The following is a 25,573-nucleotide window of genomic DNA, read 5'->3' as shown; positions in this document are numbered from 1 at the left end:
CCGTGCGCAGGGGGGCCGTGCGCCCCGGGAGAACGGGCCGGGGACGGGGTCAGCGCCCGTCTCCGCGGGGCTGTACGCGGCGTACACGACGGCGTGATCGCGCCAGGAGCCGGAAAGGAACCCGGAGGCCGTCTACGCGCGTAGGGACGTATTGGTTAGGCTCGGCGCGTGAACGCTTCAGGAAACGAGCACCACGCCCAGCAGGCCAGCGCGGCAGCCGCGAAGGTGCGCGAACTGACCGGTCAGGCCAGCCACGACGTGGCCGTTGTCATGGGCTCGGGATGGGTCCCCGCGGCGGACGCGCTCGGCGAGCCGCGGGCCGAGTTCCGCGTCACCGAGCTGCCGGGCTTCCCGCCCCCGGCCGTCCAGGGACACGCGGGCACCGTCCGCTCCTACGTCCTCGGCGACAGCCGGGCCCTGGTGTTCCTCGGCCGCACCCACTACTACGAGTCCCGCGACGTCGGCGCCGTCGTCCACGGCGTGCGGACGGCGGTCGCCGCCGGCTGCAAGACCGTCGTGCTGACCAACGGCTGCGGCGGGCTGCGCGAGGGCATGTACGTGGGACAGCCGGTCCTGATCAGCGACCACATCAACCTGACGGCCGCCTCCCCGCTGACCGGCCCCCGCTTCACCGACCTCACCGACCTGTACTCGCCCCGGCTGCGCGCGCTGTGCCGCGAGATCGATCCCGGGCTCCAGGAGGGCGTCTACGTCCAGTTCCCCGGGCCGCACTACGAGACGCCCGCCGAGATCCGCATGGTGCGGGCCATCGGCGGCGACCTGGTGGGCATGTCCACCGTGCTGGAGGCCATCGCCGCCCGCGAGGCGGGCGCGGAGGTGCTCGGCATCTCGCTCGTCACCAACCTCGCGGCCGGGCTGACCGGCGAACCGCTCAACCACGAAGAGGTCCTCCAGGCGGGCCGCGACTCGGCCGCCCGGATGGGGGCCCTGCTGGCACAGGTGCTTACCCGCATCTGAGCGCGGCGCGCGACCGGAACGGGTAGACGACCGGGACGCACGGCACGGGACGACCGAGGCACACCGACAGCACAGGAGACCGGACGCATGACGCAGGAGCAGCAGCGGCACGACGGTAACGACGGCGGTCACGGCGACGGCCTGCTGGCCCGGGCCCGCGCCTGGCTGGCCGAGGATCCCGACCCGGCCACCCGCGCGGAGCTGTCCGCGCTGCTGGAGGCGGGCGACACCGCCGCCCTGGCGGAACGGTTCTCCGGCACGCTGCGGTTCGGCACCGCCGGGCTGCGCGGCGAAATGGGCGCGGGCCCGATGCGCATGAACCGCGCCGTGGTGATCCGCGCCGCCGCCGGCCTCGCGTCCTACCTGCGGGACCACGCCCGCACCCCGGGGCTCGTCGTCATCGGCTACGACGCGCGCCACCGCAGCGCCGACTTCGCCCGCGACACCGCCGCCGTCATCACCGGCGCGGGCGGCGGGATGCGCGCCGCCCTGCTGCCGCGCCCGCTGCCCACGCCCGTGCTGGCGTTCGCGATCCGCCACCTCGGCGCGGTCGCGGGCGTGGCCGTCACCGCCAGCCACAACCCGCCCCGCGACAACGGCTACAAGGTCTACCTCGGCGACGGCAGCCAGATCGTGCCGCCCGCCGACCGGGACATCGCCGCCGCCATCGACGCCGTGGGCCCGCTGTCCTCGGTGCCGCGCCCCGACACCGGCTGGGAGGTGCTGGGCGACGAGGTGCTCGCCGCCTACCTGGAGCGGTCCGCCGCCGCGCTGACGCCGGGCTCCCCGCGCACCGCCCGCGTCGTCTACACCCCGCTGCACGGCGTGGGCGGCCGCGTGCTGGCCGAGGCGTTCACCCGCGCCGGCTTCCCGGCGCCCGCCGAGGTGGCGCAGCAGGCCGAGCCGGACCCGGACTTCCCGACCGTGGCGTTCCCCAACCCCGAGGAGCCCGGCGCGATGGACATGGCGTTCGCCGCCGCCCGCGCCCTGGATCCGCCGCCGGACCTGGTGATCGCCAACGACCCGGACGCCGACCGCTGCGCGCTGGGCGTGCCCGACCCGGCCGCCGAGGGCGGCTGGCGCATGCTGCGCGGCGACGAGACCGGCGCGCTGCTCGCCGCCCACCTGCTGGACAAGGGCGTCACCGGCACCTTCGCCGCCTCCATCGTCTCCTCCTCCCTGGTCGGCGAGATGGCCCGGGCGGCCGGGCGGCCGTACCAGGAGACGCTGACCGGCTTCAAGTGGCTGGGGCGCGTGCCCGGGCTGGCCTATGGCTACGAGGAGGCGCTCGGCTACTGCGTCGACCCCGGCGGCGTGCGCGACAAGGACGGCATCACCGCCGCGCTGCTCGCCGCGGAACTGGTTTCCGTGCTGGCGGCGGAGGGCCGCACCCTGCTGTCGCTGCTGGACGACCTGGCGGTGCGGCACGGCGTACACGCCACCGACCAGCTGTCGCTGCGGGTGACCGACCTCGCCCTGATCGAGGAGGCCATGCGCGGCCTGCGCGCCGATCCGCCCGCCGAGCTGGGCGGCCGCGCCGTGATCCGGGCCGAGGACCTGCGCGAGGGCGCGGGCGGGCTGCCGCCCACCGACGGGCTGCGGTACGTGATGGAGGGCGCCCGGGTGCTCGTGCGGCCGAGCGGCACCGAGCCGAAGCTGAAGTGCTACCTGGAGGCCGTGGTGCCCGTGTCCGGCCGCGACGCGCTGCCCGCCGCCCGGCGCGAGGCGGCGGCGCTCCTGGCCGCGCTGCGCGCGGACCTCGCCGGCCGGCTGCCCACGCCGTGAGACACCGGCGCGCCCGGCCTCAGGCCGTCAGCCAGAGGACGGCCAGCGCGACGGCGCCGGCGGCCAGCGGCACGAGGATGGCGTAGGACCAGCGGACCGTGACCGGGCCCTGGGCCGACTCCTTCTCACCGTGGCGCTCGGCGAGTTCCCGCAGCTCGGCGACGGCGGCGTCGGCCGGCGCGGTCTTCGGCCCCTCGGCGGCCTGGGCACCGGCGCCCAGGCCCAGCAGGCCGCCGCGCGAGGGCTGGCCCGACTCGGCGCGCTCGTTGAAGCGGTTGGCGCGGTTGCGGGCGCGCAGCGAGACCGGGATCGACCACATCTGGTACTTCCGGCCCCCGGCGAGAAGTTCGCAGGAGTAGCGGGCGCGGATCTCCTCCACCGACCCCCACGGCGCCACGATCGTGCGGAACGGGTTGCGCACGCGCAGCCGTTCGTCGCCGGCGAAAACGGCGGGCCGCAGCGTGAACGCGGTGATCAGCGGGGCGGCGAACAGCATGGCCGCCACGGCGGTCACCGGCGTGCGCCCGTCCCCGCGCAGCAGGGCGTCGCCGCCGAGCCAGCCGACCAGGCCGAGCAGCAGCACGCCCGCGACCAGCGCGGAACCGGACCGGTAGACGCGGTCGGCGTACTTCACGGGCTCACTCATGCCCCCGATTCTGCCGGACGGGCGCGCCGGAGCGGGTCACTGGTGCGGCGGGGTGCAGCGGCGGCGGGCCTTGCAGTGGTAGCCCAGCCCTTTGCAGTGCCAGCAGGTGTGGGCGGCGGCGACGCCCTGGGCGCGCCCCGACGCCGGCACGTACAGCGTCTCCCGGAACTCCAGCCGCTGGCCCGCGCAGGCGTGGCACTGCCGGTGGGGCCCCGGGCAGCCGCCCCGCTCCCCGTCCGCCGTGCCCGCCGGTTCCGGTGTCTGCGCCATCCGTGGGTCCGCCCCCGATCTGTGCCCGTTCCGTGTCCGCCTCACGGGCGGTCTTCCCCATTCGGGCACCACCGTAGACCCGGCGTGGCCGCCGTGGGGACCCATCGTCACCGCCGATCCTCTACCCGCGCACTACCCGCGTAGATATGCTGGTCTGGTGAGCATGGCGGAGCTGAGGGATCTGACGGACGTCACCGCCTCCGAGTCGTCGCTGCGCCGCTTCCTGCACGGGCTGCCCGGCGTGGACGCGGTGGGGCTGCGGGCGCGGGCGGCCGCGCTGGGAACGCGGTCGGTGAAGACGACGGCGAAGGCGCGCGCCCTCGACCTGGCGATTTCGATGACCGATCTGACAACGCTGGAGGGGGCGGACACCCCGGGCAAGGTGCGGGCGCTGTGCGCCAAGGGCAGGGCGCCCGACCCCTCCGACCCCTCGGCTCCGGCCGTCGCGGCGATCTGCGTCTACCCGGACCTGGCGGGCGTCGCCAAGGAGGCGCTGCGCGGCAGCGGGGTCGCGGTGGCCTCGGTAGCCACGGCGTTCCCCGCCGGGCGCGCCTCGCGGGCCGTGAAGCTTGCGGACGCGGCCGACGCGGTGGCGGCGGGCGCCGACGAGGTAGACATGGTCATCGACCGCGGGGCGTTCCTGGCCGGGCGGTACCTGGCGGTCTTCGAGGAGATCGCCGCGGTGCGCGAGGCGCTGGGCGGCGCTGCCCACCTGAAGGTGATCCTGGAGAACGGCGAGCTGGCCACGGACGACAACGTGCGCCGCGCCTCCTGGCTGGCGATGCTGGCGGGAGCGGACTTCATCAAGACCTCGACCGGCAAGACGGCGGTGAACGCCACGCCCGCCCACACGCTGCTGATGCTCCAGGCGGTACGGGACTTCCGCGAGGCGACCGGCCGCCAGGTCGGCGTGAAGCCCGCGGGCGGCATCCGCACCAGCAAGGACGCGGTGAAGTACCTGGTGATGGTCAACGAGACGGCGGGGCCGGACTGGCTGAGCCCTCGCTGGTTCCGGTTCGGCGCCTCCAGCCTGCTCAACGACCTGCTGATGCAGCGCCAGAAGCTGCGCACGGGCAGCTACTCGGGACCCGACTACGTGACGGTGGACTGATCGAGATGAACGACACGAGCGAGGTCTTCGCGTACGCGCCCGCGCCCGAGTCCCGGGCGGTGGCCCCCATCGCCCCGTCCTACGGGCTGTTCATCGACGGCGAGTTCCGCGAGGCGGCGGACGGGCGGGTGCTCAAGACGCTGTCGCCCGCCTCCGAGGAGGTGCTCAGCGAGGTCGCACACGGCGGCGAGTCGGATGTGGACGCGGCGGTCGCGGCGGCGCGCGCGGCGTTCCCCGGCTGGTCGGGGCTGCCGGGCTCGGTGCGCGCGGGGTACCTGTTCCGCATCGCGCGGCTGATCCAGGAACGCTCGCGCGAGCTGGCGGTGCTGGAGTCGCTGGACAACGGCAAGCCCATCCGCGAGTCACGGGACACGGACATCCCGCTGGTCGCCGCGCACTTCTTCTACTACGCGGGCTGGGCCGACAAGCTGGCGCACGCGGGCCTGGGCCCCGATCCCCGGCCGCTGGGCGTGGCCGGGCAGGTGATCCCGTGGAACTTCCCGCTGCTGATGCTGGCGTGGAAGGTCGCGCCGGCGCTGGCAACCGGCAACACCGTCGTCCTCAAGCCCGCCGAGACCACCCCGCTGACGGCGCTGCGGTTCGCGGAGATCTGCGTGCAGGCCGGGCTGCCGAAGGGCGTGGTCAACATCGTGCCGGGCGACGGCGAGACCGGGGCGGCCGTGGTGCGGCACCCGGACGTGAACAAGGTGGCGTTCACCGGCTCGACGGCGGTCGGCCGGTCCATCGCCCGCGCGGTCGCGGGCACGCGCAAGCGGCTGACGCTCGAACTCGGCGGCAAGGCAGCCAACATCGTCTTCGACGACGCACCGCTGGACCAGGCCGTGGAGGGCGTGGTCGACGGCATCTTCTTCAACCAGGGGCACGTGTGCTGCGCCGGATCGCGGCTGCTGGTGCAGGAGTCGGTGGCCGAGGAGCTACTGGCGGCGCTGCGGCGGCGCATGACCACGCTGCGGGTGGGCGATCCGCTGGACAAGAACACCGACATCGGCGCCATCAACTCGGCCGCGCAGCTGGCCCGCATCCGCGAGCTGGCGGCGGCCGGTGAGGCGGAGGGCGCGGAGCGCTGGTCCCCGCCGTGCGACCTGCCGTCGTCGGGCTACTGGTTCGCGCCGACGCTGTTCACCAACGTGACGCAGGCGCACCGGATCGCGCGCGAGGAGATCTTCGGCCCGGTGCTGTCGGTGCTGACGTTCCGCACGCCGGAGGAGGCCGTGGCGAAGGCGAACAACACGCCGTACGGGCTGTCGGCCGGGATCTGGACGGAGAAGGGCTCGCGCATCCTGTGGATGGCGCAGCGCCTGCGCGCGGGCGTGGTGTGGGCCAACACGTTCAACAGGTTCGACCCCGCCTCGCCGTTCGGCGGCTATCAGGAGTCGGGCTACGGCCGGGAGGGCGGCCGTCACGGTCTGGAGGCGTACCTCGATGTCTGAGCAGGCGACTGAACCGGTGGCCGGTCCGGCTCTGGGCCCGGCGGCGGGCGGCGGTGCCGGCCCGCTGCCCGTGCGGAAGACCTACAAGCTGTTCGTCGGGGGCCGCTTCCCCCGGTCAGAGAGCGGGCGGGTGTACGAGGTGACCGACGAGGCAGGCACCTGGCTGGCCAACGCGCCGCTGGCCTCGCGGAAGGACGCGCGGGACGCGGTCGTCGCAGCCCGCAAGGCGTTCGGCCCGTGGTCGCAGGCGACCGCCTACAACCGCGGCCAGATCCTGTACCGGATCGCGGAGATGATGCAGAGCCGCCGGGACGAGTTCGCGGCGGACAGCGGCGACGCCTCGGGCGCGGAGACGGACGCCGCGCTGGCCCGCTGGGTGTGGTACGCGGGCTGGTCGGACAAGATCGCGCAGGTGGCGGGCAACGCCAATCCCGTGGCAGGGCCGTACTTCAACCTCTCGGTGCCCGAACCGACGGGTGTGGTCGCCGTCGTGGCGCCGCCGCGCTCCTCGCTGCTCGGGCTGGTGTCGGTGCTGGCCCCGGTCATCGTCTCGGGGAACACGGCGGTCGTCGTGGCCAGCGAGCCGTCGCCGCTGCCCGCGCTGACGCTGGCGGAGGTGCTGGCCGTCTCGGACCTGCCGCCCGGCGTGGTGAACATCCTCTCGGGCCGCACGGCCGAACTCGCGCCCGTGCTCGCGGCGCACCGGGACGTCAACGCGCTGGACCTCACGGGCGTCGAGGACCCTCAGCTCGCCGCCGAGCTGGAGGCTACCGCCGCCGAGACGCTCAAGCGGGTCCGCCGGCCGGCGCCGGACGGTGAGGACTGGCACGCCGACCCGGGCACGGGGCGGCTGCTGGCGTTCCTGGAGACCAAGACGGTCTGGCACCCGCAGGGGCTGTGACGGCCGGTGGTGACGGCCGCGGCCGTCACCACCGGCCAGCGAGCGGGCCGGCGGGCGCCGGCAACTCCGGTGCGGCGGCCAAACGGCTCTGGCGCAGCGTGCGGAGACGCGACGCGGGGCCCGGCCAGACCCCCCGGTCGCCGGACCCCGCGCCCTTTCGTTCCCCCGTACTCCCCCGTTTCCCCCGGTTTCTCCCGGTTTTCCCCTTCCCTCGGGTTTCCCGCCTTCCCCCGTATTTCCCCCGCTATGTCCCCCGTTACTTCCCCCGTTGTCCCCGTTTGCGCACTCCCCCGTGTTTCCCCCGTGCCTCAGGCGACCAGTTCGCCGAAGGACTCCTCGCGGTCGCGGCCCTGGCTGAGTGACTGGTCGTCCCGCAGCCGCCGCAGGGTGCGCCAGATGCTGCTCTTGACCGTGCCGACGCTGATGTTGAGCGTATCCGCGATCTCCGGGTCAGTGCGGCCCTCGTAGTACCGCAGCACCAGCATCGTGCGCTGCTGCTCCGGCAGCCGGGCCAGCGCCTGCCACAGCACCGTGCGCAGCTCCGTGCCGCGCATGGTGTCCTGCTCGCCAGGCGCCTCGGGCAGCTCCTCGGTCGGGTACTCGTTCAGCTTGCGCCGGCGCCAGGCGCTGATGTGCAGGTTCGTCATGGTGCGCCGCAGGTAGCCGTTGAGGGCGGCCTTGTCGGCGATGCGGTCCCAGGCGCGGTAGGTCGACAGCAGCGCGCTCTGCAGCAGGTCCTCCGCCTCGTGCCGGTCGCCGGTGAGGTGGTAGGCGGTGGCGTACAGGGAGGCCCGGCGCTCGCGCACGTAGGCGGTGAACTCCGCCTCCGTGCGCCCTTCGCGCCGCGCACCCCCGGCCTCCCCGTGGACGCCGTCCCCCGTGTTCCCCCGGTTCCCCCGTTCCCCCGTCACCGGGGCGACAGCCGCGAGCCGCGCCCGGTGCTTGTGCCCGGCGGAACGGCGGCCCCCCAGCCGGTTCGCGCCGCCGGACGATTCGGCGCAGCGGACGGGAACCACGTGTGCGGGCGTGAGCGTCGTAGCGGCTGTCGTGTCGCTGATGCCGTGCGATGCCCTCATCCCGCTCCCCCTCGTGGAGTCCGTCCGTGCGATCTGTTGGTCATCACACTGCCGGGCCAGTTTCATGAGGGGGTCCTCTGACTGTCACAGCGCTGTCACAGCACCCAGTCGCCGGGAGGAATTTGATGTTCATCACACCCGCGTGTCTGGCTGGCCCGCCAGGGCGCTGAGACGTCCGACGGGCCCCCTGCGGTGGTGAGTTCACGCTCAGCCGTCGTGCGCCCGGAGGGGTCGCGCCGGGGGCGTGGGAACCGGCTACGGGGCGCGTTCGGCCGCCGGGCCCGGAAGTCGCACGACCCGGGCGGTCGAACTCGGATGGGTGTATGGGCCACAATGAGCCGCGTGGCTTTCCTGTTGCTGATCGAGGACGACGAGGCGGTGCGCACGGCTCTGGAAATGAGCCTGACCCGTCAGGGGCACCGTGTCGTGACCGCCGCCACGGGTGAGGACGGGATGAAGATGCTGCGCGAGCAGCGCCCCGACCTCATCGTGCTGGACGTGATGCTGCCCGGCATCGACGGCTTCGAGGTGTGCCGCCGCATCCGCCGCACCGACCAGTTGCCCATCATTCTGCTCACGGCCCGCAGCGACGACATCGACGTCGTGGTGGGCCTGGAGTCCGGGGCCGACGACTACGTGGTCAAGCCGGTGCAGGGCAGGGTCCTCGACGCCCGCATCCGCGCGGTGATGCGCCGCGGCGAGCGGGAAGCCAACGACTCGGCCACGTTCGGCAACATCGTCATCGACCGCGCCGCGATGACCGTCACGAAGAACGGCAAGGACTTGCAGCTCACGCCCACCGAGCTGCGCCTGCTGCTGGAGCTGAGCCGCCGTCCCGGCCAGGCGCTGTCGCGGCAGCAGCTGCTCCGGCTGGTCTGGGAGCACGACTACCTGGGCGACTCCCGGCTCGTGGACGCCTGCGTGCAGCGGCTGCGCGCCAAGGTCGAGGACGTGCCGTCGTCGCCCAAGCTGATCCGCACCGTGCGCGGGGTCGGCTACCGGCTCGACGCCCCGTCCTGACAGGGGGCGTGAGGCAATCGCATGACCGCTGAGAACACGGCGGGCGACACCGCGGCCCGGCCCGTGGGCCGCGTGCGGAGCCGGCTGGGCTCGCTGCTGCGCATCACGAGCCTGCGGCTGCGCCTGGTCACCGTCTTCGCGCTCGTCGCACTGGCCGCGGCCGTCTCGGTCTCCGGCATCGCGTACTGGCTCACCCGCGACGCCGTACTGACCCGCGCCCAGCAGGGCGCGCTGGACGACTTCCGCGAGTCGCTCGGCGCCAACGCCGGCTCGCTCCCGGAGAACGCCAGCTGCGACGACCTGCGGGCCATGGCCGCCGCAATGGCGAAGAACTCGCAGCGCTACCAGGTCGTGCTGGTGGACCAGCGCAACGGCCAGCCGGTGTGCGTCGCGGAGTCGGAGCCCTCGCTCTTCCGCCTGGACATGGTGCCCTCCTCGCTGGTGGACGCCGTCTACAAGCGGCGTGACAGCGAGAGCGGCACCTCGCCCTACCACCTGTACTGGCAGCGCATCACGTACGAGGACGAGCCGTACCTGGTCGCGGGCTCGCAGGTGATGGACGACGGCCCGACCGGCTACATGCTGCTGTCGCTGTCCGCCGAGCGCGACGACCTGGACTCGCTCGTCGTCTCCCTGGGCATCGCCACCGCGCTGGCCGTCTTCGGCTCCGTGCTGCTGGCGCAGGCCGCCGCGACGACCGTGCTGCGGCCGGTGCAGCGGCTGAGCGACGCGGCCAGCCGCCTGGCCGAGGGCAAGCTCGACACCCGGCTTGAAGAGCGTGGCGCCGACGAACTCGCCGAACTCACCCGGACGTTCAACCGCGCCGCCGCCTCGCTTGAACAGCGGGTGCAGGACCTGTCGGCCCGCGAGGCCGCCAGCCGCCGCTTCGTCGCCGACATGTCGCACGAGCTGCGCACCCCGATGACGGCGATCACGGCCGTGACCGAGGTGCTGGAAGACGAGGTCGACAACCTCGACCCGATGATCGCGCCCGCCGTGCAGCTCGTCGTCAGCGAGACCCGCCGCCTGAACGTCCTGGTGGAGAACCTCATGGAGGTGACCCGCTTCGACGCCGGCACGGCCCGGATGGTGCTCGACGACGTGGACATCGCCGACCAGGTCACCGCCTGCATCGACGACCGCGCCTGGCTGGACGCCGTCGAGGTCTCCGGCGACCGCGGCATCATCGCGCGCCTGGACCCGCGGCGCCTGGACGTCATCCTCGCCAACCTCATCGGCAACGCCCTCAAGCACGGCGGCTCGCCGGTGCGGGTGACGATCCGCGAGGAACGGCACCCGGACCGGCCCGACGAGGTGGTGGTCGAGGTCGCCGACAACGGCCCCGGCATCCCCGAGGACGTCCTGCCGCACGTCTTCGACCGCTTCTACAAGGCGAGCGCCTCCCGGCCGCGCTCCGACGGCAGCGGCCTGGGCCTGTCGATCGCCCTGGAGAACGCCCATCTGCACGGCGGCGACATCACCGCCCGCAACTCCCCCGAGGGCGGCGCGGTGTTCACACTGCGGCTGCCGCGCGAGGCGCGGGTGCCCGGCCAGAAGAAGTCCGGCGACGGCGGCCGCGACGAGGCGGGCAGGGAAGCGGAGGAAGCCGAGGAGGGGACCCGTTGAGCACCGGCAGTCACGGCACGAGAGGCCGCCGGGCGGCCAGGCGGGCGCGCGCCGGCCTGCTGGCCCTGCTGGTGACGGCGGGCACCGCCTGCGGCATCCAGTCGACCGACGTGCCGGTGGACGGCGGGCCGGCCCCGACGCGCGCGACGTGCGAGTCGCCCGGCCAGGGCGAGGGCACCGAGGTGTACCTGGTGTGCGGCACCAGCGTCGAGGCGGTGACCCGCTCGCTGGACATGACGAGCGTCAGCGGCGATCCGGTGGCGGTCGCGCAGGCGCTGCTGGCAGAGCTCCAGTCCGATCCGGGGCAGGCCGAGCAGGCCGCGGGGTTCAGCAGCGACGTGCCGCCGAACCTGGAGGTCTCCGGCGTCGTGCACGGCGGGGAGATAGGCACCGGGCTGCGTCTGAGCCAGGACCCTGCCGACCTGCCGGCGTTCGCCCTCGTCCAGATCGTCTGCACCTTCGCCCGCAGTGAGCTGGGCGATGGCCACTCCGTCGTCCTCAGCGGCCCGCCCGGCTCCACCACCGAGCGCCCCAAGCCGTACTCGTGCAGCAACGCCATGCGCGCCAGCTCCCCCCTGCGGTGACAGCCGGCCGCGACGCGGCGGGACCCGCCGGGGACGGAACGACAGGGCGTCGTACGTCACAACGGGACGGTGGAACCGCCTCCTCGGCACCGGCGTCCTGGTGAGCGTGCGGCATGACCCTGTGGGCTCCACTGAGCCTCTCCGGCCCGCGCGCGGAGCGTCCGCCCGCGACGGCCGGGCAAGGAGTGTCCCCTCGCGCGTGCGCGCCGGGGCGTTCACTGTGCTCTGCGTCTATCTGCTCGTCGTCGGCTGGCTGGCGCTGCGTCCGCTGTCCGTGATGTGGGTCGAGCCCCACAACCTGGAACCCCTGGCGACCATCAGAGCGGATCTCGCACGCGGCCCGGTGGAGGGCGCGCGCACCATCGGCGCCGGGATGCTGCGCCTGGCGCCGCTGGGCGTGCTGCTGCCCCTGCTGTCGCCGCGGCTGGGCGGGGGGCGGTTCGCCTCGCTGGTCCGCACGGTCTCGGGCGGTTTCCTGCTGACGGCGGCGCTGGAGTGGTCGCAGTCGCTGGTGCCCAGCCGCGTCGCCGACGTGGACACCATCATCCTCAGCACCTGCGGCATCGGCGTGACTCACCTGCTGTGCTACGGGCGGCTGCGCGCCCTGCTGCTGGGCGGCCCGTCCGCGCCGCCCGCGCGGGGGGACGAGACATCCGGCGGCGCGGTGGACGGGGCGCCCTGGGATTCCTTCTGGGACACCCCGCCGGGCTCGCCCTGGGACACGCGGTGGTGCCTGCCCGGCACGGACGCCCCGCCGGGGAAGGCCGGGATGACAGCCGCGGCTCCCGCGCTGTCCAGCCGTCCGTAGGCGCGGACGCGAGGGCCGCCGCGGACCCACCCGCCGCCGTACCACGCCCGGCGGTGGCGGGTAACGGGAGGGGCCGGGCCGGGGAAACGCCCCCGGACCCGGCCCCGCTGGCACCGGTCGGCGCGCCGGTTCCCGGCTGGCCGCCTCGGCTCACCCCCGCGGGCTCACTGGAGGTTGATGCCGCTCACGATCTCCCCGGCCGAGCCGAGGGGCAGGCCCCCGAGCAGCTGCTGCGTGGTGTCGGTGACGGCCCCGGCGTCGGCCTGTCCGACGGCGGCCAGCGTGTCCTCCACCAGTGGCACCTCGTTGCCCTTCAGTGCCTGAGCGCCGCTGCTCAGCAGCTGGCCGCTCCCGGCCGGCAGCGTCTGCACGGCCGACTCGACGGGCAGCGTGCCCACCAGGTCGCCCGCGGTGCTCTGGACACCGTCGAGCCCGGCGGCCGAGGCGGTGCCCGCGGCCGAGGCGAGCGCGGCGCCCAGGGCGGCAGCGCCGATGGTCTTCAGTGTTGCCTGCTTCATGGGTAACTACGTCCTTGTGTGGGAATGGGTTTCGGGCCGAGCGGCGATGGTGACCGTAGCCACAGGCACGGCCGTCCCGCAATCACAGGGAAAAGCGCGCCGCCGCCCGTAACCCTCCTGGCCCCCTTCTTCATTCTCCTCATACCGGGACGGCCAGATGGGCTCCCCGGCCGTCAATCCTCGCTGGTCACGGGCTGATTACGACTGCCGGAGGCAAACAGCCATTCGGACTTCAGGCGCGCGTAACCGGGCTTGATCACTTCGTTGATCATCGTGAGACGTTCATCGAAAGGAATGAACGCGGATTTCATCGCATTGACCGTGAACCACTGAAGGTCGTCCAGGGTGTACTGGAAAGTCCGGACCAGATGACCGAATTCCGCACTCATGCTCGTACCGCTCATGAGGCGGTTGTCGGTGTTGACCGTGGCGCGGAAGCGGAGCTGCCGCAGCAGCCCGATGGGGTGCTCGGCGTACGAAGCGGCCGCGCCGGTCTGGATGTTGGACGTGGGGCACAGCTCCAGCGGGATGCGCTTGTCCCGCACGTAGGCGGCGAGCCGGCCGAGCCGCACCCGCCCGTCGTCCCCGACCTCGATGTCGTCGATCAGCCGCACGCCGTGCCCGAGCCGGTCGGCGCCGCACCACTGGAGCGCCTGCCAGATCGACGGCAGGCCGAAGCCCTCGCCGGCGTGGATGGTGAAGTGGTTGTTCTCCCGCTTCAGGTACTCGAAGGCGTCCAGGTGCCGGGTGGGCGGGTAGCCCGCCTCCGCGCCGGCGATGTCGAAGCCGACGACGCCCCGGTCCCGGTAGCGGTTGGCGAGTTCGGCGATCTCCAGGGCGCGCGCGGCGTGCCGCATCGCGGTCAGCAGCGCCGTCGTCCTGATGCGGTAGCCGTCGGCGGCGGCGAGGCGTTCGCCCTCGCGGAAACCCTCGTTGACGGCCTCGACGACCTCCTCCAGGCTCAGCCCGCCCTCGAGGTGCTGCTCGGGGGCGTACCGGACCTCGGCGTAGACCACGCCGTCCTCGGCGAGATCGCGCACGCACTCGGCGGCGACGCGCCGCAGCGCCTCGCGGGTCTGCATCACGGCGCAGGTGTGCCGGAACGTCTCCAGGTACCGCTCCAGCGAACCGGAGTCGGCGGCCTGGCGGAACCACGTGCCCAGCCGCTCGGGATCGGTCTCGGGCAGGGCGTCGTACCCCTGTTCCCGGGCGAGTTCGATGACCGTGGCCGGGCGCAGGCCGCCGTCGAGGTGGTCGTGCAGCAGGACCTTGGGCGCGCGGCGGATCTGGTCGGGTGTCGGCTGCTGCGGTGCCTGGCTGCTGGCAATCATGCGCGAACCCTATCTCCTACGCGCGTAGAGGCGCTTCCGTGGCTGACGCGGCATCACGGTCCGGCCGGCGTCAGGCGGGACGCGTGGCGGCGAACTGGCCGCGGCGGCCGAGCAGGAACCGCTTGAAGGCCGCCACCGGCGGCGGGTCCGGGTGCCCGGCCATCCAGGCGACACCGATCTCGCGCACCGCGCGCGGCGCCGTGACCGACAGCTCCCGCACGCCGGGGCGCGGCACCGTCGGCGGCGGCAGCAGCGCGACGCCGAGCCCGGCGGCGACCAGGCCGCGCAGCGTCTCCGGCTCCTCGCCCTCGAACGCGATCCGCGGCTTGAACCCGGCCTGCTCACACAGGCGTTCGGTCAGGCGCCGCAGCCCGTAGCCCGGTTCCAGCGTGACGAACGGCTCGTTGGCGGCCTCCGCCAGCCGGACGCGGCGCCGCGCCGCGAGGCGGTGGTCGCCGGGCACGGTGAGGTACAGCCGCTGCTCGCCCAGGCGCCGGGTCACCAGGTCGGGGGCGTCGGGCACGGGCGAGGTCAGGCACAGGTCCAGCTCGCCCTGGCGCATCCGCTCGATCATGTCCTCGCCGTAGCTCTGCACCAGAGAGAAGCGGATCTTGGGATGGTCGGTGCGGAACTCGCGGATCAGCTCGGGCACGGTCTCGGGACCCATGGTGTGCAGAAAGCCGAACGCCACCTTGCCGGCCGCCGGGTCGGCGTCGGTGCGGATGGCCTCGGCGGCGCGCTCGACCTCGCCGAGGGCGCGTTCGACGGAACGGGCGAAGGCACGCCCGGCGGGCGTGAGGGAGACGGTGCGGCCGTGGCGCGCGAGCAGGGCGACGCCCATGTCGGCCTCCAGGCGCGCGACGGCGCGGCTGAGCGTCGGCTGCGGCTGGTCCAGGTCCTGCGCGGCCCGCGTGATGTGCTCGTGGCGCGCGATGGCCGCGAACTGGGCGAGCCGGGGTGCCAGCAGCGCGGCCCACGAATCGCCGGACAGGTCGGCCGTGCCCGCTGTGTCCGCTGTTACGGACTTGTCGCTTCCGTTGCGTGGTGATGACACTGGCGCCTCCTGCCTTCGTTCATGCGTACAGAACATGTTTATCCCAGCAACCATGTATTGGACGCATAAAATGGGCTTCCCTACGGTGGAGCCATGCCCTCAGCGACTACCAGGGCTTCCGCCACCGCGGAGGCCCTTACCCAGACGTCCCCTGCCACCCCTAGGGGCCACGCCCGGGTCAACCTGGCGCTCTTCGCGCTCGGCCTGGCGACGTTCGCCATGCTCTTCTCGACCCAGGCGCTGCTGCCCGACATCGCCGCGGCCCACGCTGTCCACCCGCACGACGCGAGCTGGACGGTCTCCGCCGCCACCATCGGCCTGGCCGTGGCCGTCCTTCCGCTGAGCGTCCTCTCCGAGCGCTTCGGCCGCAGGCGCGTGATGACCATCTCCGTGTCCGTCGCCGTCGCCCTGGCGCTGGTCATGCCGTTCGTCCCCGGCCTGGGCGCGCTGATCGCGCTGCGCGCCGTGCAGGGCGCGGCCATCGCCGGCATCCCGGCGTCGGCCGTGGCGTACCTGTCCGAGGAGCTTCCGCCACGCGCCACGGTCGGCGCGGTCGGGCTGTTCATCGCCGGCAACAGCGTGGGCGGCATGACCGGCCGCGTGCTGACCGGCTGGATCGCCGAGGCGCACGACTGGCGCGCCGCGCTGGCGGCGCTGGCGGCCATGGCGCTGCTGGCGGCGGTCGCCTACCACGTGCTGCTGCCGCCGCAGCGGAACTTCACCCCGGCACCGCTGCGGCCCCGGCTGGTGCTGCGCACCGTCGGCTGCCACCTGGGCCGGCCGCTGCTGCTGCGCCTGTACCTGATCGGCCTGCTGCTGATGGCCGCGTTCAGCGCGGTATACACGGTGGTCGGCTTCCGGCTCGTGGCCGAGCCGTTCGGGCTGTCGGCCGGCCTGGCCGGGTCGGTCTTCGTGATCTTCCTCGTCGGCACCGGCTCCTCGGCGGCCGCCGGGCCGCTGGTGGACCGCCTCGGACGGCGCGGCGCCCTGTACGCGGCGATGGCCACGGTCGTCGCCGGGCTGCTGCTGAGCCTGGTGGACCACCTGGCGCTGGTGCTGGTGTCGCTGGTGCTGATCACCGGCGGCTTCTTCGCCGGCCACGCCGTGGCCTCCGGCTCGGTGAGCCGTGCCGTGACCGCCGGGCGGGCACAGGCGTCGGCGCTGTACCAGGTGGCGTACTACCTCGGCGCGAGCGCCGGCGGCACGGCGGGCGCCGCGCTGTACCGGCACGCCGAGTGGCCGGGGCTGGTGGGCTTCGCCCTCGCGGCCCTGGTGGGCGCGGGCCTGATCACCCTCTACGCCACGGCCCGCTCCGCCCAGCTGCGCCGCCGCGAACTCGCCACCGCCGCCTGAGAGCGGCACCGCACGCGCGCCCGGCCTCCGGCGAGGCCGGGCGCGCACCTCGTCAGCAGTCCTGCCGGGCAACCAGGCGGTCGAGCATGCGACGGAGCGGCTCGTTATCCCTGAGGAACCTCCTGACCGAGGCCGCCCGGTTCTCCTCCGGGGACAGCCCAGGTCAGTGGCCCCCGCTTCCTCCGCAAGCTGTGCGAGAAAGGCACGCCGCACCCTCCCGTTGCCTTCCCGGACACATCGCGGTGCCGTGCCCGGCAGCGCACGGTCCCTGGCGTCCGGCGGGCGAGGTGGGTTGACTCGGGGGAGATCCGGCACGTGAGGAGGACGACCGTGACGCAGGACCACACCCCGCCGCAGACCCCCCGTACGTTCCGCATCGCCGCCATCCCCGGAGACGGTGCCGGCGCCGAGGTCGTCGCCGCCGGGCGGGCCGTGCTCGACGCGCTGGCGGACGGCTCGGGCGGCCGGTTCGCCTTCGCATGGGAGGAGTTCGGCTGGGGCTGCGACCACTACGCCCGCACCGGCCGGATGATGGACGAGGACGGGCTGGAGCGGCTGCGCTCCTTCGACGCGGTCTACTTCGGCGCCGTCGGCTGGCCCGGCGTGCCCGACCACGTCAGCCTGTGGGGGCTGCGGCTGGCGATCTGCCAGGGCTTCGACCAGTGGGCCAACGTCCGCCCCGTCCGCTTCCTGCCCGGCGTGCGCAGCCCGCTGCGCGACGCGGAGGAGCGGAACCTGGACTGGGTGGTGGTCCGCGAGAACAGCGAGGGCGAGTATGCCGGGCTCGGCGGCCGCAATCTCGCCGCGCGCGGTCCCGGCGGCGAGGTCGCCGTGCAGTCGGCGCTGTTCACGGAGGCGGGCTGCGAGCGGATCATGCGGTTCGCGTTCGACCTGGCCCGGACCCGCGACCGCAAGCGGGTGGCCAGCGTCACCAAGAGCAACGCCCAGCAGTACGGCATGGTGCTGTGGGACGAGGTGTTCCGCCGGGTCGCCGCCGACTATCCCGACGTGGAGACCGAGAGCGTGCTCGTGGACGCGATGGCGGCGAAGTTCGTGCTCCGGCCCGAGGAGCTGTCCGTCGTGGTCGCCTCGAACCTCTTCGCCGACATCCTGTCCGATCTCGGCGGCGCCCTGGCCGGCTCGCTGGGCCTGGCCGCCAGCGCCAATCTCAACCCCGAGCGCCGCTTCCCCAGCATGTTCGAGCCGGTGCACGGCTCGGCCCCCGACATCGCCGGGAAGGGCTGGGCCAACCCGCTCGGGGCCGTCGGCAGCGCCGCAATGATGCTGGACCACCTGGGGCTGCCAGAGGAAGCCGCCCGCCTGGAGCGCGCCGCCGCGGCCACCACCCGCGCCGGGATCCTCACCCGCGACCTGGGCGGCACCGCCTCGACGGCGGACGTGACCAAGGCGCTCATCGACGGGCTGGCGTCGTAAGGACCAACGTCCCGGCACCGGAGCGCGGGCGGCGGGCGGGCGGACAACCTGCGCGGTGCGGCCGGTGCGGCCGTGCGAAGGACGGCCCGGCCAGGTCCCAAGGGTCATCATGCAGGGCTGTTTGCGTACGTGTCTGCCTGTGCCCGCCACATGGCCGCATACATCCCGTCGCGGCTGAGCAAGGATTCATGGGTCCCTTCCTCGATAATCACGCCGCCGTCCAGAACGAGGATGCGGTCTGCGGTGCGGGTGGCGCCGAGACGGTGGCTGATGAGAATGACGGTCTTTCCCTCAGCGAGGGCCTGGATACGCCGGTAGACGGCTTCCTCGGCGAGCGGGTCCAGCGCTGAGGTGGGCTCATCACAGACGAGGACGGGGGCGTTGCGGTAGACGGCGCGGGCAGCAGCGATGCGCTGCCACTGACCGCCAGAGAGGTCGCGTCCGCCCCACCAGGAGGGTGCGAGGTTGGTGTCCAGGCCTTCGGGCAGATCTTCAAGAACCTTGTCCGCGCCGACGGCCGCCGCAGCGGCGGCGATGCTGCGTTCATCCTGGTCACCCTGACCGAGAGTGATGTTTTCGCGGGCGGTGACGTGCCAGCGCGCGCAGATCTGAGGGAACATGGCCAGGCGCTGCCAGAGGTGTTCGGGGTCAGCTCGCGAGACGTCGGTGTCATCCCAGGTGACGGTTCCCTTCGTCGGGGTACACAGGCCTGCCAGCAGTTTGGCGAGAGTGGACTTGCCGGACCCGTTGGGGCCGACCATGGCCAGAACCTCCCCGCGATGAATGGTGACGGTGATATCGCGCAGGGCGGGATGTTCGCTGCCGGGATACACGAAGGTGACGCCCTTGGCCTCGATCACCTTGGGGTTGTCCGGCACAGGTTCACAGGCTGCCGGTAGGCGGGTACGGGCTGCCGTATCGATGAGGAAGTCATGCCAGTCGGCCAGGTAAAGACCGGTGGTGTAAGCGTTGTTGATGCCTTGGACGAGGCTCGCGAGCAGGCGTTGGCTGGTCTGGACGGCGATGACGACAGTGCCAGCGGCGGGTGGTGGAATGCGCCCGGTCGCGGTCAGCCACAGCAGCACGGCGTAGACGAGGCCAATGGCGATGCCAGCGGCGGCGTCACCAGCCAGCTGGTAGCGGGCTGCCCTCCGCCCCACCTGGGCGGCGACGTCCTCCAAGTGTGTGGCGACCTCGCGGAAGCGGCCCAGGAGCCAGGGCCGGAGCGTGTAGGCGCGGACTTCGAGGGCATGATCGCGGCCGGCTGTCTGGAACATCCACAGGTGGCGCAGGCGACGGTCAGCGAGGGTGTGACGGTCGGCGAGGTAGGCAGCGCGGGCCGCCCGCACGGCAGCAAACCCGCGGGGGATGACGGCCAGCAGGAGCAGCGGAAGCAGCAGGGGGTGCAGGTGGGCAAGGACTCCGCCGGCCGCGGCCAGTCCGAGGAGGGAGGCGGTCACCGCTGTCAGCGCCTCGACCATCAGGTGGGCGTCCTTGGCGGCCCGGCTGGCCGCTTCGGACTGATCAGCCCAAGCCGCGTCGTCATAGCAGATCAAAGGTGCCTGGGTGGCGGCGGCCAGATAGCGGACTTCGGCCAGTCCGTTCACTCGTGGGCCGATGCGGGCGGTGGTGGCGATGGTCAGCGCGCTGACCAGGGCGCGGGCACAGCCGGCGGCGGTGACGATCAGGAGAGCCGGCAGCGCCTGCATCAGACGGTCAGCGAGGGGACGGGAACCGTGGTCAGGCAGGAGAAGGGGGGTTAGGGCGCTGGTCGTGGCGTACAGGCCCACAACTGTGACGGCGCCGGTCAGCAGCTGAAGCAGTCCGGTGAGCGCGACGGCATATGGGTCGGCGGACCATGCCAGACGTAGTGCGATAGCCGAGAGGTGAGGCAGACGGCGAAGGGTGGTCCACCACCCAGCAGCCAGAGCGTCGTCGTGCCGTTCGGCGCTGTTGCTCATCCTCGGCAGGGGAAGCTGCGGTGCGTCGCTGCTGCCCTTGCCACGTCGAGGGCGGTCGGATGTCGATGCGGTCATGCCCTGCCGAACGAACGGTGTGGTGGCTAGGTCTGTGGACAACCCCGGCGTCGTGCGTCAACCGACTTTGCTCCGCCCTTGGCTGCTTTCAGATGCGCAGTGCCGGTACGTAGGGCCAGGCGCGGTTCGAGGAGTGCTGGCCGATGACCTGATCCTCGGTCTCGATCCAGGCATGAGCGGCGGCCGGGGCGGTGCGTGCTCCTAACACAAAGGTGACGCCGCGACGGCGCAGCCGTGCGGCCAGGAAGCAGGCGGCGGATTCCTCCAGGCAGGCCAGCCGTATCGGCCAGTGCCGTGCGACATGCCGGACTGCGACGAGCTGCTTGTCGGCCACATCGGCGCTGGCCGGTGCGGCGGGCACGACGTTTCGCAGGGCACGTAGCGCTGCGATTGTGACGCGTATGGGTACCAGGCGCAGCATTGCCAGCGCTGCGGTAAGGGCGAGGAACGCGATGATGCGGTCGGTCGGAGTGAGTCGAACGTCCCCCGGACACGGCCGCACGGTAGGGGCGGGCGGCTGGGAGACTGGTGCCGCCAACGTAGAGAGCCATCCCAGGGCCTGGAAGCGAGCAACGAGGTGGGCAAGGTCGGTGCGCACATTGGCCGGGTCAGCACCGCGGGCGGCACAGCGGGTGGTGAGGTCATCGACCGCCTGGTGAGCGGGTGTGCCGGCGGCCAGCGCGAGCCATAGAGCAGCGGCGGTGGGGTTGAGGTGGCACCAGCGGCCACGGCCGGTCCGGATATCCATCACGGCCGCGGCACCATCCGGCAGACGGGCGGTGAACACTGTTGGCCCGGTCATCATGCTGTTCCTTCCGTGTCGGTTGCTGCGGGGTGCGGGCTCCATGCAGCGGGAGACAGAGCGGTGTCGTAGTGGGCCAGCCAGGTCTCGACGGCGAGGAGATGGTGCAGTGGGGCCAGCGGTACCGGCGCCCCAGCGACAGCGGCGCGCAGGTCCGCCACAGCGGCTAGACCATCGATCAGGCCAGCGGCGGCAAGGCGGGAGGAACGCAAGATCGCTTCAGCCGGACGGGCGTTGTGGATCAGCCCGGTAGTGACGCTATCGATGAAGTCCGTCTTGGAATGTCGTCTCAAGAGAAAATCGGGTACCAGCCCGGTGAAGGCGGCGCGGGCGAGTGGTTTGTACACGCCCGGGGCGGTCCGCTGGGCCGACGGGATAAGCCGCCAGGCATCGACCACCGTGTTGTCGAGGAACGGCGCGTGCACAGCCAGGCCCCATCGAGCGCGGGCGATGTCCTGAAAGGCGTTCTGCGCGGCGCCCATCGCCTCCACCGCCAGCCGTTCATGGAGAGCGGCCGCTGACACGCCGCTAGAGGGTGCTGACGCGGCGCGGTTGGCCACCAGGTGCGACAGGACGGCGCGGCCGTCGTGGGTGAGCCAGCGTGCAGCGGGGGTGGTGGTGCACCAGGCCAGGTTTTCACCGCCTCTGGGATTCTGCGGCGTTGCAGCTGGCCGTGCCAGGCGCGAAGCGAGCTGGCGTAGCGCGGCACGGTAACTGATGGCGGCTGTCTGGGCGAGCTGCCGCCACACCGGCCACACGGCTGTGCGCTGCTGGCGGGCCAGGTCGACCGCCTGGCGCAGTGCCTGGGCACAGCGTCCCGCGCGCAGCATGTCCACCACGTACGTCGGAGCGACACAGAACGCGTTGTCACCGCCTCGCCCCGTCAGGTGCATCGTGCTGCCGACCTCCGCTGCGGCCCGCATCTGCGGGTCTTTGACCGTCAAGGCCCCCACGGTCAAGGTCGGGCTGTCCGTCAACGGCAACGCCGCAGGATCTTCCAAACCGTCGAAATAGACGCCTTGGCCGGACACAATGCGGTGGGTGAGCGAGGGCACAGCATCAGCGAGGCGCCGGGCGTAATGACTGTCATCATCGTCGATGAGGTGTGTATCGGTGTAGGTGACGGCCAGCAGCGGCCGAACGGTGGCAGCTAGGCAGCAGACGATGCCGCTGTCCACACCGCCGGACAGATCGGCAGAAAGCCGCTGAGCCCGCTGCCCCCAGCGGGCGACTGCCTCAAACAGCGCCGTGCACAGCTCCAGAGCGCCTTCACGTGCTGACACCGGACCTGGCGGTTCTGAGGCGGTTTTGACAACGGGCGCAGCTTCGCCGGGCACTCGGAGCACACCGCCAGGAGGGACACGCCTGACCGATCTGAACAACGACCGGTCGGCCAGGACATCGACACCAGACAGCATCATTTCGCCCAGCAGCAGCGGAAGCTCGACCTCAGTACCGGCCCGAGCGGCCAACACCGCAGCCGCCGTGCTCCACCACACTCCATCGGAGGTGGGCAGCCAATACACCGGAACCACCCCGGCACGGTCCCCGACCACCAATGCACCAGACTCAGTGCGCACGACGATGAGATGGCTGCCAGGCAATCGGCGCAGCGGTCCCAGCTCACCACGGGCGGCGGCTTGGAGAGCGCGACGACGCTCTGTCGCAGTGGCCAGGCAGCTCCCAGCCGTCAGTAATGTGTCGATGCGGCCTGGCGCCCCGGTCACCTCGATCTCACCCGGGTTATGGCCGGCCTCCCATAGCCACACCCCCGGCACGCCACAGATCTCGCGCACGGATAAGGGTTGGGCGCCAGGCCGGGTACCGATGAATCCAACAACGAAGCGTTCCACCGGCTCTTCCCTCTCATCGGCCCCTGCGCTGGTGTTCGAGTGCAGTGGCGCGGCGTCCCAGGGCAATTCAGTGACCATTCCGGCACGCCGCGCACTGCTCGGAGAGCGCAGGCGGCAATCAGTACCAGTACTCGTCCTGGTCGGCCCTGTCCTTCTTGCACCAGCCGAGCGTGGCCCCGGTGACAGTGCCCAGATCGGTCCGCGACCTCGCTCACCGGATGAGCGCAACCAGCGTGTCCCCGGCCGTGCGCGGACTACGCGAACGTGTCGCAACGGCCGCTACCTGACGATTCTTGTTCGCTGGCCTCCAACGGCCTATCACTCGTGCATGTGTTGCCGGAGCGAACGGCAGTCGGACGACGATGCGCCTGCCTCGCCATCTGGGATAGCCAACGACCTGAGCGCCCGCGCTACCGCCCTGCGGGCCGCCGAGGGGGCGGGGGCGACCCCATCCGGCGGGACGGGACGGCGGTACGGGTGCGGGGGCGAAGAGCGTGTCCCCGCATGGAGTTCTTTATCCGAGGCTTTCCGGAATCGCGGGACCTTTTCATACCCGGTGGCGTCAGCGCAACTCGCGTAAACTCCCGCCCAAACTTTACAGAGGCCGGGCAACCGTTCGGTAGAAACGCGTTCACCACTTCCAGGCAGCGACTTTACTCTTCCTTTAATCCGAACGTTGATACGAGAAGTTCATCGTGGGAAACAAAGCGTCATGAGTGAGCGAAGTCCCCCCTGGGACGCCCATCCCCCACATCCAAGGAGCTTGACTCATGATCCGTCAGTTACGCGGTGGCGCCGCAGTCGCCGCTGCCGCCGCGCTGTTCACCGCTCTCGCCCCCGCGACATCCGCCAGCGCCGCCGCTCCCGACGCTGGCACCGCGCCGTCCCCGTCCTCCGCCCCCGACTTCCACACCCTCCAGGGAGACGTGGCGGAGCTGACGACCACCCCCACCGGCCTGGAGGACCCCGGACTGCTGATGACCACTCCCAGCAGCCTGGGCACCGGCATGGGAGCCGCCGCGATCTACGACAACAACGGCGAGCTGGTCTGGTGGCAGGAGCCGGAGTTCGGCACCAACTACATGAACCTCCGGCAGGTCGAGTACGAGGGCCAGCCCGCGCTCCTGCTGTTCCGCATCGCGCTGACGGGCACGCCGGGCGACGCCAGCCAGAGCGAGGCCATCCTGCTGGACACGTCGTACAACGAGATCCGGACCTTCTCCGTGCAGGGCTACGCGACCGACGCGCACGACCTCGCCTTCAGCCCGGACGGGGAGCGCGTGGTGCTCCAGAGCTACGTGCCCGTCCAGTACGACCTGAGCCCGTACGGCGGCCCGCAGAACGCCCTCATACTCGACTCCGTCATACAGGAACAGGTCATCGACACCGGTGAGATCACCTTCGAGTGGTCCGCGCTGGAGAACCTGCCGGTGACCGAGAGCCAGCTGTCGCTGTCCCAGCCCAGCTTCGGCCAGGCCTTCGACCTGTTCCACACCAACTCGCTGGAGTACGACACCGACGGCAACCTGCTGGTGAGCGCGCGCGGCACCAGCACCGTCTACAAGCTCGACCCGGACACCGGCGAGATCATCTGGCGCTTCGGCGGCAACAACAGCGACTTCACGTTCGCCAACCCCGCCGACATGCCCAGCTTCCAGCACGACGCCCGCCGGCTGCCCGACGGGCGGCTGTCGGTGTTCGACAACGGCAACAACCACGTCCCGCCGCTGTCGCGCGGCGTGTCGTACGTGCTGGACGAGAACGCCATGACGGCGCAGCTGGTCGAGGAACTCCGGCCCTCGGCGCCGCTGTTCACCCCGTACATCGGCTCCAACCGGCACCTGCCGAACGGCAACCAGCTGGTCAACTTCGGCATCACGGGCCAGATGGTCGAGTTCTCCTCGGGCAGCCCGGTCTTCACCGGCGTGTTCGAGCAGGGCTGGTCCAGCTACCGCGCCGAGCGCGGCGACTGGCACGCCACCCCGGCCACCGACCCCGACGCCGTGATCGGCGAGACGACCGAGGACGGCGTCGAGCTGCACATGAGCTGGAACGGCGCCACGGACGTCGCCTCCTGGAGCGTGGCGGCCGGACCGGGCGAGAACGACCTCACGACGCTGAAGACCGTGCCGGACGCGGGCTTCGAGACCACGACGGAGATCGCTCCGCCGGACGGTGCCACCGTCTACCAGGTCACCGCCCTCGGCCCCGACGGCCAGCCGCTGGGCAGCACGACCATTACCCTCTGATACCTGCTGATCGCACCCGGGGGCCGCGCGCACGCGCGGCCCCCGGCCCCATGTCGGCGTCCGCCAGGCGGCGCCCGATTACCCGGCGTCGTTCAGCAGCTGCTCCAGCTCGTCCTCGGCCAGGCCGGCCACGCTCTCCCCGTACAGCGAGTCGGGCAGCCGCTGGAACGTCTCCGACTGGCCGCTCTCCCACTGCAGCACGAGCGTCTCCTCGTCAGCCGACGCGATGGTCGCGACCGAGGGCGTCTGGCCGTCGGCCCCGGAGTAGATCGGGCACGGCGTGTCCGGGGAGCCGTCCTCCCAGACCTCCACCGTCGGGTGCTCCTCGTAGGCGCCCCCGCAGTCGTTGCCCTCCTCGCTGGTGGCGTCGACGGTGACACCGCCCTCGGCGTACAGCGTCAGCTGCTTGGCGTGGCCGTCCTCGATGAGGTACCAGGACGTGTTCAGGTCGGGGACCCCCCCGGCATCCCCGGAGCCGGCGTCCTGCCCGTCGCCGCCCGTCTCCTCCGTCTGCTCGCCGCCGCTCTCCCCGCCGGGAGCGGCGGCCTCCTCGTCCTCGTTGCATCCCGTCAGGATGACGGCCGCCGCCATGACGGCGGGGACGGCCAGCCGGATCGTCTTGCGCATGTGTCGTTTTCCCTCGTGGATGGCACCGGGCGGCGGGCAGCCCGCCCACGGGTGCGCACA

22 protein-coding genes are annotated in these 25,573 nt (G+C 72.2%); 12 read left to right on the top strand and 10 right to left on the bottom strand.

What is annotated here, in order from left to right:
* The first annotated feature begins 168 nt into the window (after window positions 1-168).
* Together JK356_RS03545 and JK356_RS03540 are read left to right on the top strand one after the other, a co-directional pair.
* Entirely contained in the window at window positions 169-978 is an 810-nt protein-coding gene (locus JK356_RS03545) for a purine-nucleoside phosphorylase (protein WP_201865996.1), read from the top strand.
* 87 nt (window positions 979-1,065) lie between these two features.
* Window positions 1,066-2,763 carry a phospho-sugar mutase gene (locus tag JK356_RS03540; protein ID WP_201865995.1) on the top strand — a complete coding sequence of 566 codons (1,698 nt, stop codon included), beginning with the start codon at window positions 1,066-1,068 and terminating at the stop codon, window positions 2,761-2,763.
* A 19-nt stretch (window positions 2,764-2,782) separates the two neighbouring features.
* Here the strand turns inward: JK356_RS03540 and JK356_RS03535 are convergent, their stop codons facing one another.
* Both JK356_RS03535 and JK356_RS03530 read right to left on the bottom strand, forming a co-directional pair.
* Window positions 2,783-3,409, bottom strand: coding sequence for a PH domain-containing protein (locus JK356_RS03535; RefSeq protein ID WP_201865994.1), 627 nt, complete (start codon window positions 3,407-3,409; stop codon window positions 2,783-2,785).
* A gap of 36 nt (window positions 3,410-3,445) precedes the next feature.
* Entirely contained in the window at window positions 3,446-3,679 is a 234-nt protein-coding gene (locus JK356_RS03530) for a hypothetical protein (RefSeq protein ID WP_201865993.1), read from the bottom strand.
* A gap of 163 nt (window positions 3,680-3,842) precedes the next feature.
* Here JK356_RS03530 and deoC point away from each other — a divergent pair, with 163 nt between their 5' ends.
* The 3 genes from deoC to JK356_RS03515 are packed head-to-tail and all read left to right on the top strand — an operon-like array spanning window position 3,843 to window position 7,142.
* Window positions 3,843-4,790 carry a deoxyribose-phosphate aldolase gene (gene deoC, locus JK356_RS03525; RefSeq protein ID WP_201866123.1) on the top strand — a complete coding sequence of 316 codons (948 nt, stop codon included), beginning with the start codon at window positions 3,843-3,845 and terminating at the stop codon, window positions 4,788-4,790.
* 5 nt (window positions 4,791-4,795) lie between these two features.
* Window positions 4,796-6,241, top strand: a complete 1,446-nt coding sequence (locus JK356_RS03520; protein WP_201865992.1) for an aldehyde dehydrogenase family protein — start codon at window positions 4,796-4,798, stop codon at window positions 6,239-6,241.
* Window positions 6,234-7,142 (top strand): aldehyde dehydrogenase family protein, encoded by a 909-nt coding sequence (locus JK356_RS03515; protein ID WP_201865991.1) that lies wholly within the window; start codon window positions 6,234-6,236, stop codon window positions 7,140-7,142. Before JK356_RS03520 ends, JK356_RS03515 begins: the two co-directional genes overlap by 8 nt.
* A gap of 308 nt (window positions 7,143-7,450) precedes the next feature.
* On the opposite strand, the gene JK356_RS03510 is transcribed toward JK356_RS03515, so the two are convergent.
* The gene (locus JK356_RS03510; protein ID WP_201865990.1) at window positions 7,451-8,218 is read right to left on the bottom strand and encodes a SigE family RNA polymerase sigma factor; all 768 of its coding nucleotides are present in this window, start codon (window positions 8,216-8,218) and stop codon (window positions 7,451-7,453) included.
* A gap of 342 nt (window positions 8,219-8,560) precedes the next feature.
* On the opposite strand from JK356_RS03510, the gene JK356_RS03505 reads away from it, so the two are divergent.
* The 4 genes from JK356_RS03505 (at window position 8,561) to JK356_RS22120 (ending at window position 12,256) form a co-directional block, all read left to right on the top strand.
* Window positions 8,561-9,238, top strand: coding sequence for a response regulator transcription factor (locus tag JK356_RS03505; RefSeq protein ID WP_201865989.1), 678 nt, complete (start codon window positions 8,561-8,563; stop codon window positions 9,236-9,238).
* A 21-nt stretch (window positions 9,239-9,259) separates the two neighbouring features.
* Window positions 9,260-10,864 carry a HAMP domain-containing sensor histidine kinase gene (locus tag JK356_RS03500; RefSeq protein WP_201865988.1) on the top strand — a complete coding sequence of 535 codons (1,605 nt, stop codon included), beginning with the start codon at window positions 9,260-9,262 and terminating at the stop codon, window positions 10,862-10,864.
* On the top strand, window positions 10,861-11,448 hold the full coding sequence (locus tag JK356_RS03495) for a hypothetical protein (protein ID WP_201865987.1): 588 nt from the start codon (window positions 10,861-10,863) through the stop codon (window positions 11,446-11,448). Before JK356_RS03500 ends, JK356_RS03495 begins: the two co-directional genes overlap by 4 nt.
* Before the next feature lie 199 nt (window positions 11,449-11,647).
* Window positions 11,648-12,256, top strand: coding sequence for a VanZ family protein (locus JK356_RS22120; RefSeq protein WP_201865986.1), 609 nt, complete (start codon window positions 11,648-11,650; stop codon window positions 12,254-12,256).
* 164 nt (window positions 12,257-12,420) lie between these two features.
* Here JK356_RS22120 and JK356_RS03485 read toward each other — a convergent pair whose 3' ends face one another.
* The 3 genes from JK356_RS03485 to JK356_RS03475 all read right to left on the bottom strand — a co-directional run bounded on the left by JK356_RS03485 (window position 12,421) and on the right by JK356_RS03475 (window position 15,195).
* A complete protein-coding gene (locus JK356_RS03485; RefSeq protein ID WP_201865985.1) occupies window positions 12,421-12,774 on the bottom strand; it encodes an ATP-binding protein in 354 nt (117 codons plus the stop codon).
* Between the two features lie 173 nt (window positions 12,775-12,947).
* Complete coding sequence (locus tag JK356_RS03480) at window positions 12,948-14,105, bottom strand: adenosine deaminase (protein ID WP_201865984.1); 1,158 nt, start codon at window positions 14,103-14,105, stop codon at window positions 12,948-12,950.
* 70 nt (window positions 14,106-14,175) lie between these two features.
* Entirely contained in the window at window positions 14,176-15,195 is a 1,020-nt protein-coding gene (locus JK356_RS03475; protein WP_201865983.1) for a LysR family transcriptional regulator, read from the bottom strand.
* 57 nt (window positions 15,196-15,252) lie between these two features.
* Between JK356_RS03475 and JK356_RS03470 the strand changes: the two genes are divergently transcribed.
* Window positions 15,253-16,512: an MFS transporter gene (locus tag JK356_RS03470; protein WP_201865982.1), complete on the top strand. Its 1,260-nt coding sequence runs from the start codon at window positions 15,253-15,255 to the stop codon at window positions 16,510-16,512.
* Window positions 16,513-16,842: 330 nt separating this feature from the next.
* Entirely contained in the window at window positions 16,843-17,946 is a 1,104-nt protein-coding gene (locus JK356_RS03465) for a tartrate dehydrogenase (RefSeq protein ID WP_201865981.1), read from the top strand.
* Window positions 17,947-18,053: 107 nt separating this feature from the next.
* Here the strand turns inward: JK356_RS03465 and JK356_RS03460 are convergent, their stop codons facing one another.
* The 3 genes from JK356_RS03460 to JK356_RS03450 form a co-directional block, all read right to left on the bottom strand.
* Window positions 18,054-19,907: an ABC transporter ATP-binding protein gene (locus JK356_RS03460; RefSeq protein ID WP_201865980.1), complete on the bottom strand. Its 1,854-nt coding sequence runs from the start codon at window positions 19,905-19,907 to the stop codon at window positions 18,054-18,056.
* 163 nt (window positions 19,908-20,070) lie between these two features.
* On the bottom strand, window positions 20,071-20,787 hold the full coding sequence (locus tag JK356_RS03455) for a lasso peptide biosynthesis B2 protein (protein ID WP_201865979.1): 717 nt from the start codon (window positions 20,785-20,787) through the stop codon (window positions 20,071-20,073).
* The gene (locus tag JK356_RS03450; protein ID WP_201865978.1) at window positions 20,784-22,637 is read right to left on the bottom strand and encodes an asparagine synthase-related protein; all 1,854 of its coding nucleotides are present in this window, start codon (window positions 22,635-22,637) and stop codon (window positions 20,784-20,786) included. Before JK356_RS03450 ends, JK356_RS03455 begins: the two co-directional genes overlap by 4 nt.
* A gap of 770 nt (window positions 22,638-23,407) precedes the next feature.
* On the opposite strand from JK356_RS03450, the gene JK356_RS03445 reads away from it, so the two are divergent.
* Window positions 23,408-24,886, top strand: a complete 1,479-nt coding sequence (locus JK356_RS03445; RefSeq protein ID WP_201865977.1) for an arylsulfotransferase family protein — start codon at window positions 23,408-23,410, stop codon at window positions 24,884-24,886.
* Between the two features lie 78 nt (window positions 24,887-24,964).
* Here the strand turns inward: JK356_RS03445 and JK356_RS03440 are convergent, their stop codons facing one another.
* Entirely contained in the window at window positions 24,965-25,513 is a 549-nt protein-coding gene (locus tag JK356_RS03440) for a hypothetical protein (protein WP_201865976.1), read from the bottom strand.
* Between the last annotated feature and the right edge of the window lie 60 nt (window positions 25,514-25,573).

Origin of the sequence: Streptomyces sp. 7-21 (assembly GCF_016741785.1) — a bacterium.
Taxonomy (GTDB): Bacteria; Actinomycetota; Actinomycetes; order Streptomycetales; family Streptomycetaceae; genus Streptomyces.
The sequence above is the reverse complement of the archived record's forward strand: the minus strand, read 5'-3'. Positions and strand labels throughout refer to the sequence as shown.

Bases quoted from the DNA above. Each gene is read 5' to 3' on its own strand.
- JK356_RS03540 (WP_201865995.1), top strand. From the start codon at position 1,066: ATGACGCAGGAGCAGCAGCGGCACGACGGTAACGACGGCGGTCACGGC.
- JK356_RS03535 (WP_201865994.1), bottom strand. From the start codon at position 3,409: ATGAGTGAGCCCGTGAAGTACGCCGACCGCGTCTACCGGTCCGGTTCC.
- JK356_RS03530 (WP_201865993.1), bottom strand. From the start codon at position 3,679: ATGGCGCAGACACCGGAACCGGCGGGCACGGCGGACGGGGAGCGGGGC.
- deoC (WP_201866123.1), top strand. From the start codon at position 3,843: ATGGCGGAGCTGAGGGATCTGACGGACGTCACCGCCTCCGAGTCGTCG.
- JK356_RS03520 (WP_201865992.1), top strand. From the start codon at position 4,796: ATGAACGACACGAGCGAGGTCTTCGCGTACGCGCCCGCGCCCGAGTCC.
- JK356_RS03515 (WP_201865991.1), top strand. From the start codon at position 6,234: ATGTCTGAGCAGGCGACTGAACCGGTGGCCGGTCCGGCTCTGGGCCCG.
- JK356_RS03510 (WP_201865990.1), bottom strand. From the start codon at position 8,218: ATGAGGGCATCGCACGGCATCAGCGACACGACAGCCGCTACGACGCTC.
- JK356_RS03500 (WP_201865988.1), top strand. From the start codon at position 9,260: ATGACCGCTGAGAACACGGCGGGCGACACCGCGGCCCGGCCCGTGGGC.
- JK356_RS03485 (WP_201865985.1), bottom strand. From the start codon at position 12,774: ATGAAGCAGGCAACACTGAAGACCATCGGCGCTGCCGCCCTGGGCGCC.
- JK356_RS03480 (WP_201865984.1), bottom strand. From the start codon at position 14,105: ATGATTGCCAGCAGCCAGGCACCGCAGCAGCCGACACCCGACCAGATC.
- JK356_RS03475 (WP_201865983.1), bottom strand. From the start codon at position 15,195: ATGTTCTGTACGCATGAACGAAGGCAGGAGGCGCCAGTGTCATCACCA.
- JK356_RS03470 (WP_201865982.1), top strand. From the start codon at position 15,253: ATGCCCTCAGCGACTACCAGGGCTTCCGCCACCGCGGAGGCCCTTACC.
- JK356_RS03460 (WP_201865980.1), bottom strand. From the start codon at position 19,907: ATGAGCAACAGCGCCGAACGGCACGACGACGCTCTGGCTGCTGGGTGG.
- JK356_RS03455 (WP_201865979.1), bottom strand. From the start codon at position 20,787: ATGATGACCGGGCCAACAGTGTTCACCGCCCGTCTGCCGGATGGTGCC.
- JK356_RS03445 (WP_201865977.1), top strand. From the start codon at position 23,408: ATGATCCGTCAGTTACGCGGTGGCGCCGCAGTCGCCGCTGCCGCCGCG.
- JK356_RS03440 (WP_201865976.1), bottom strand. From the start codon at position 25,513: ATGCGCAAGACGATCCGGCTGGCCGTCCCCGCCGTCATGGCGGCGGCC.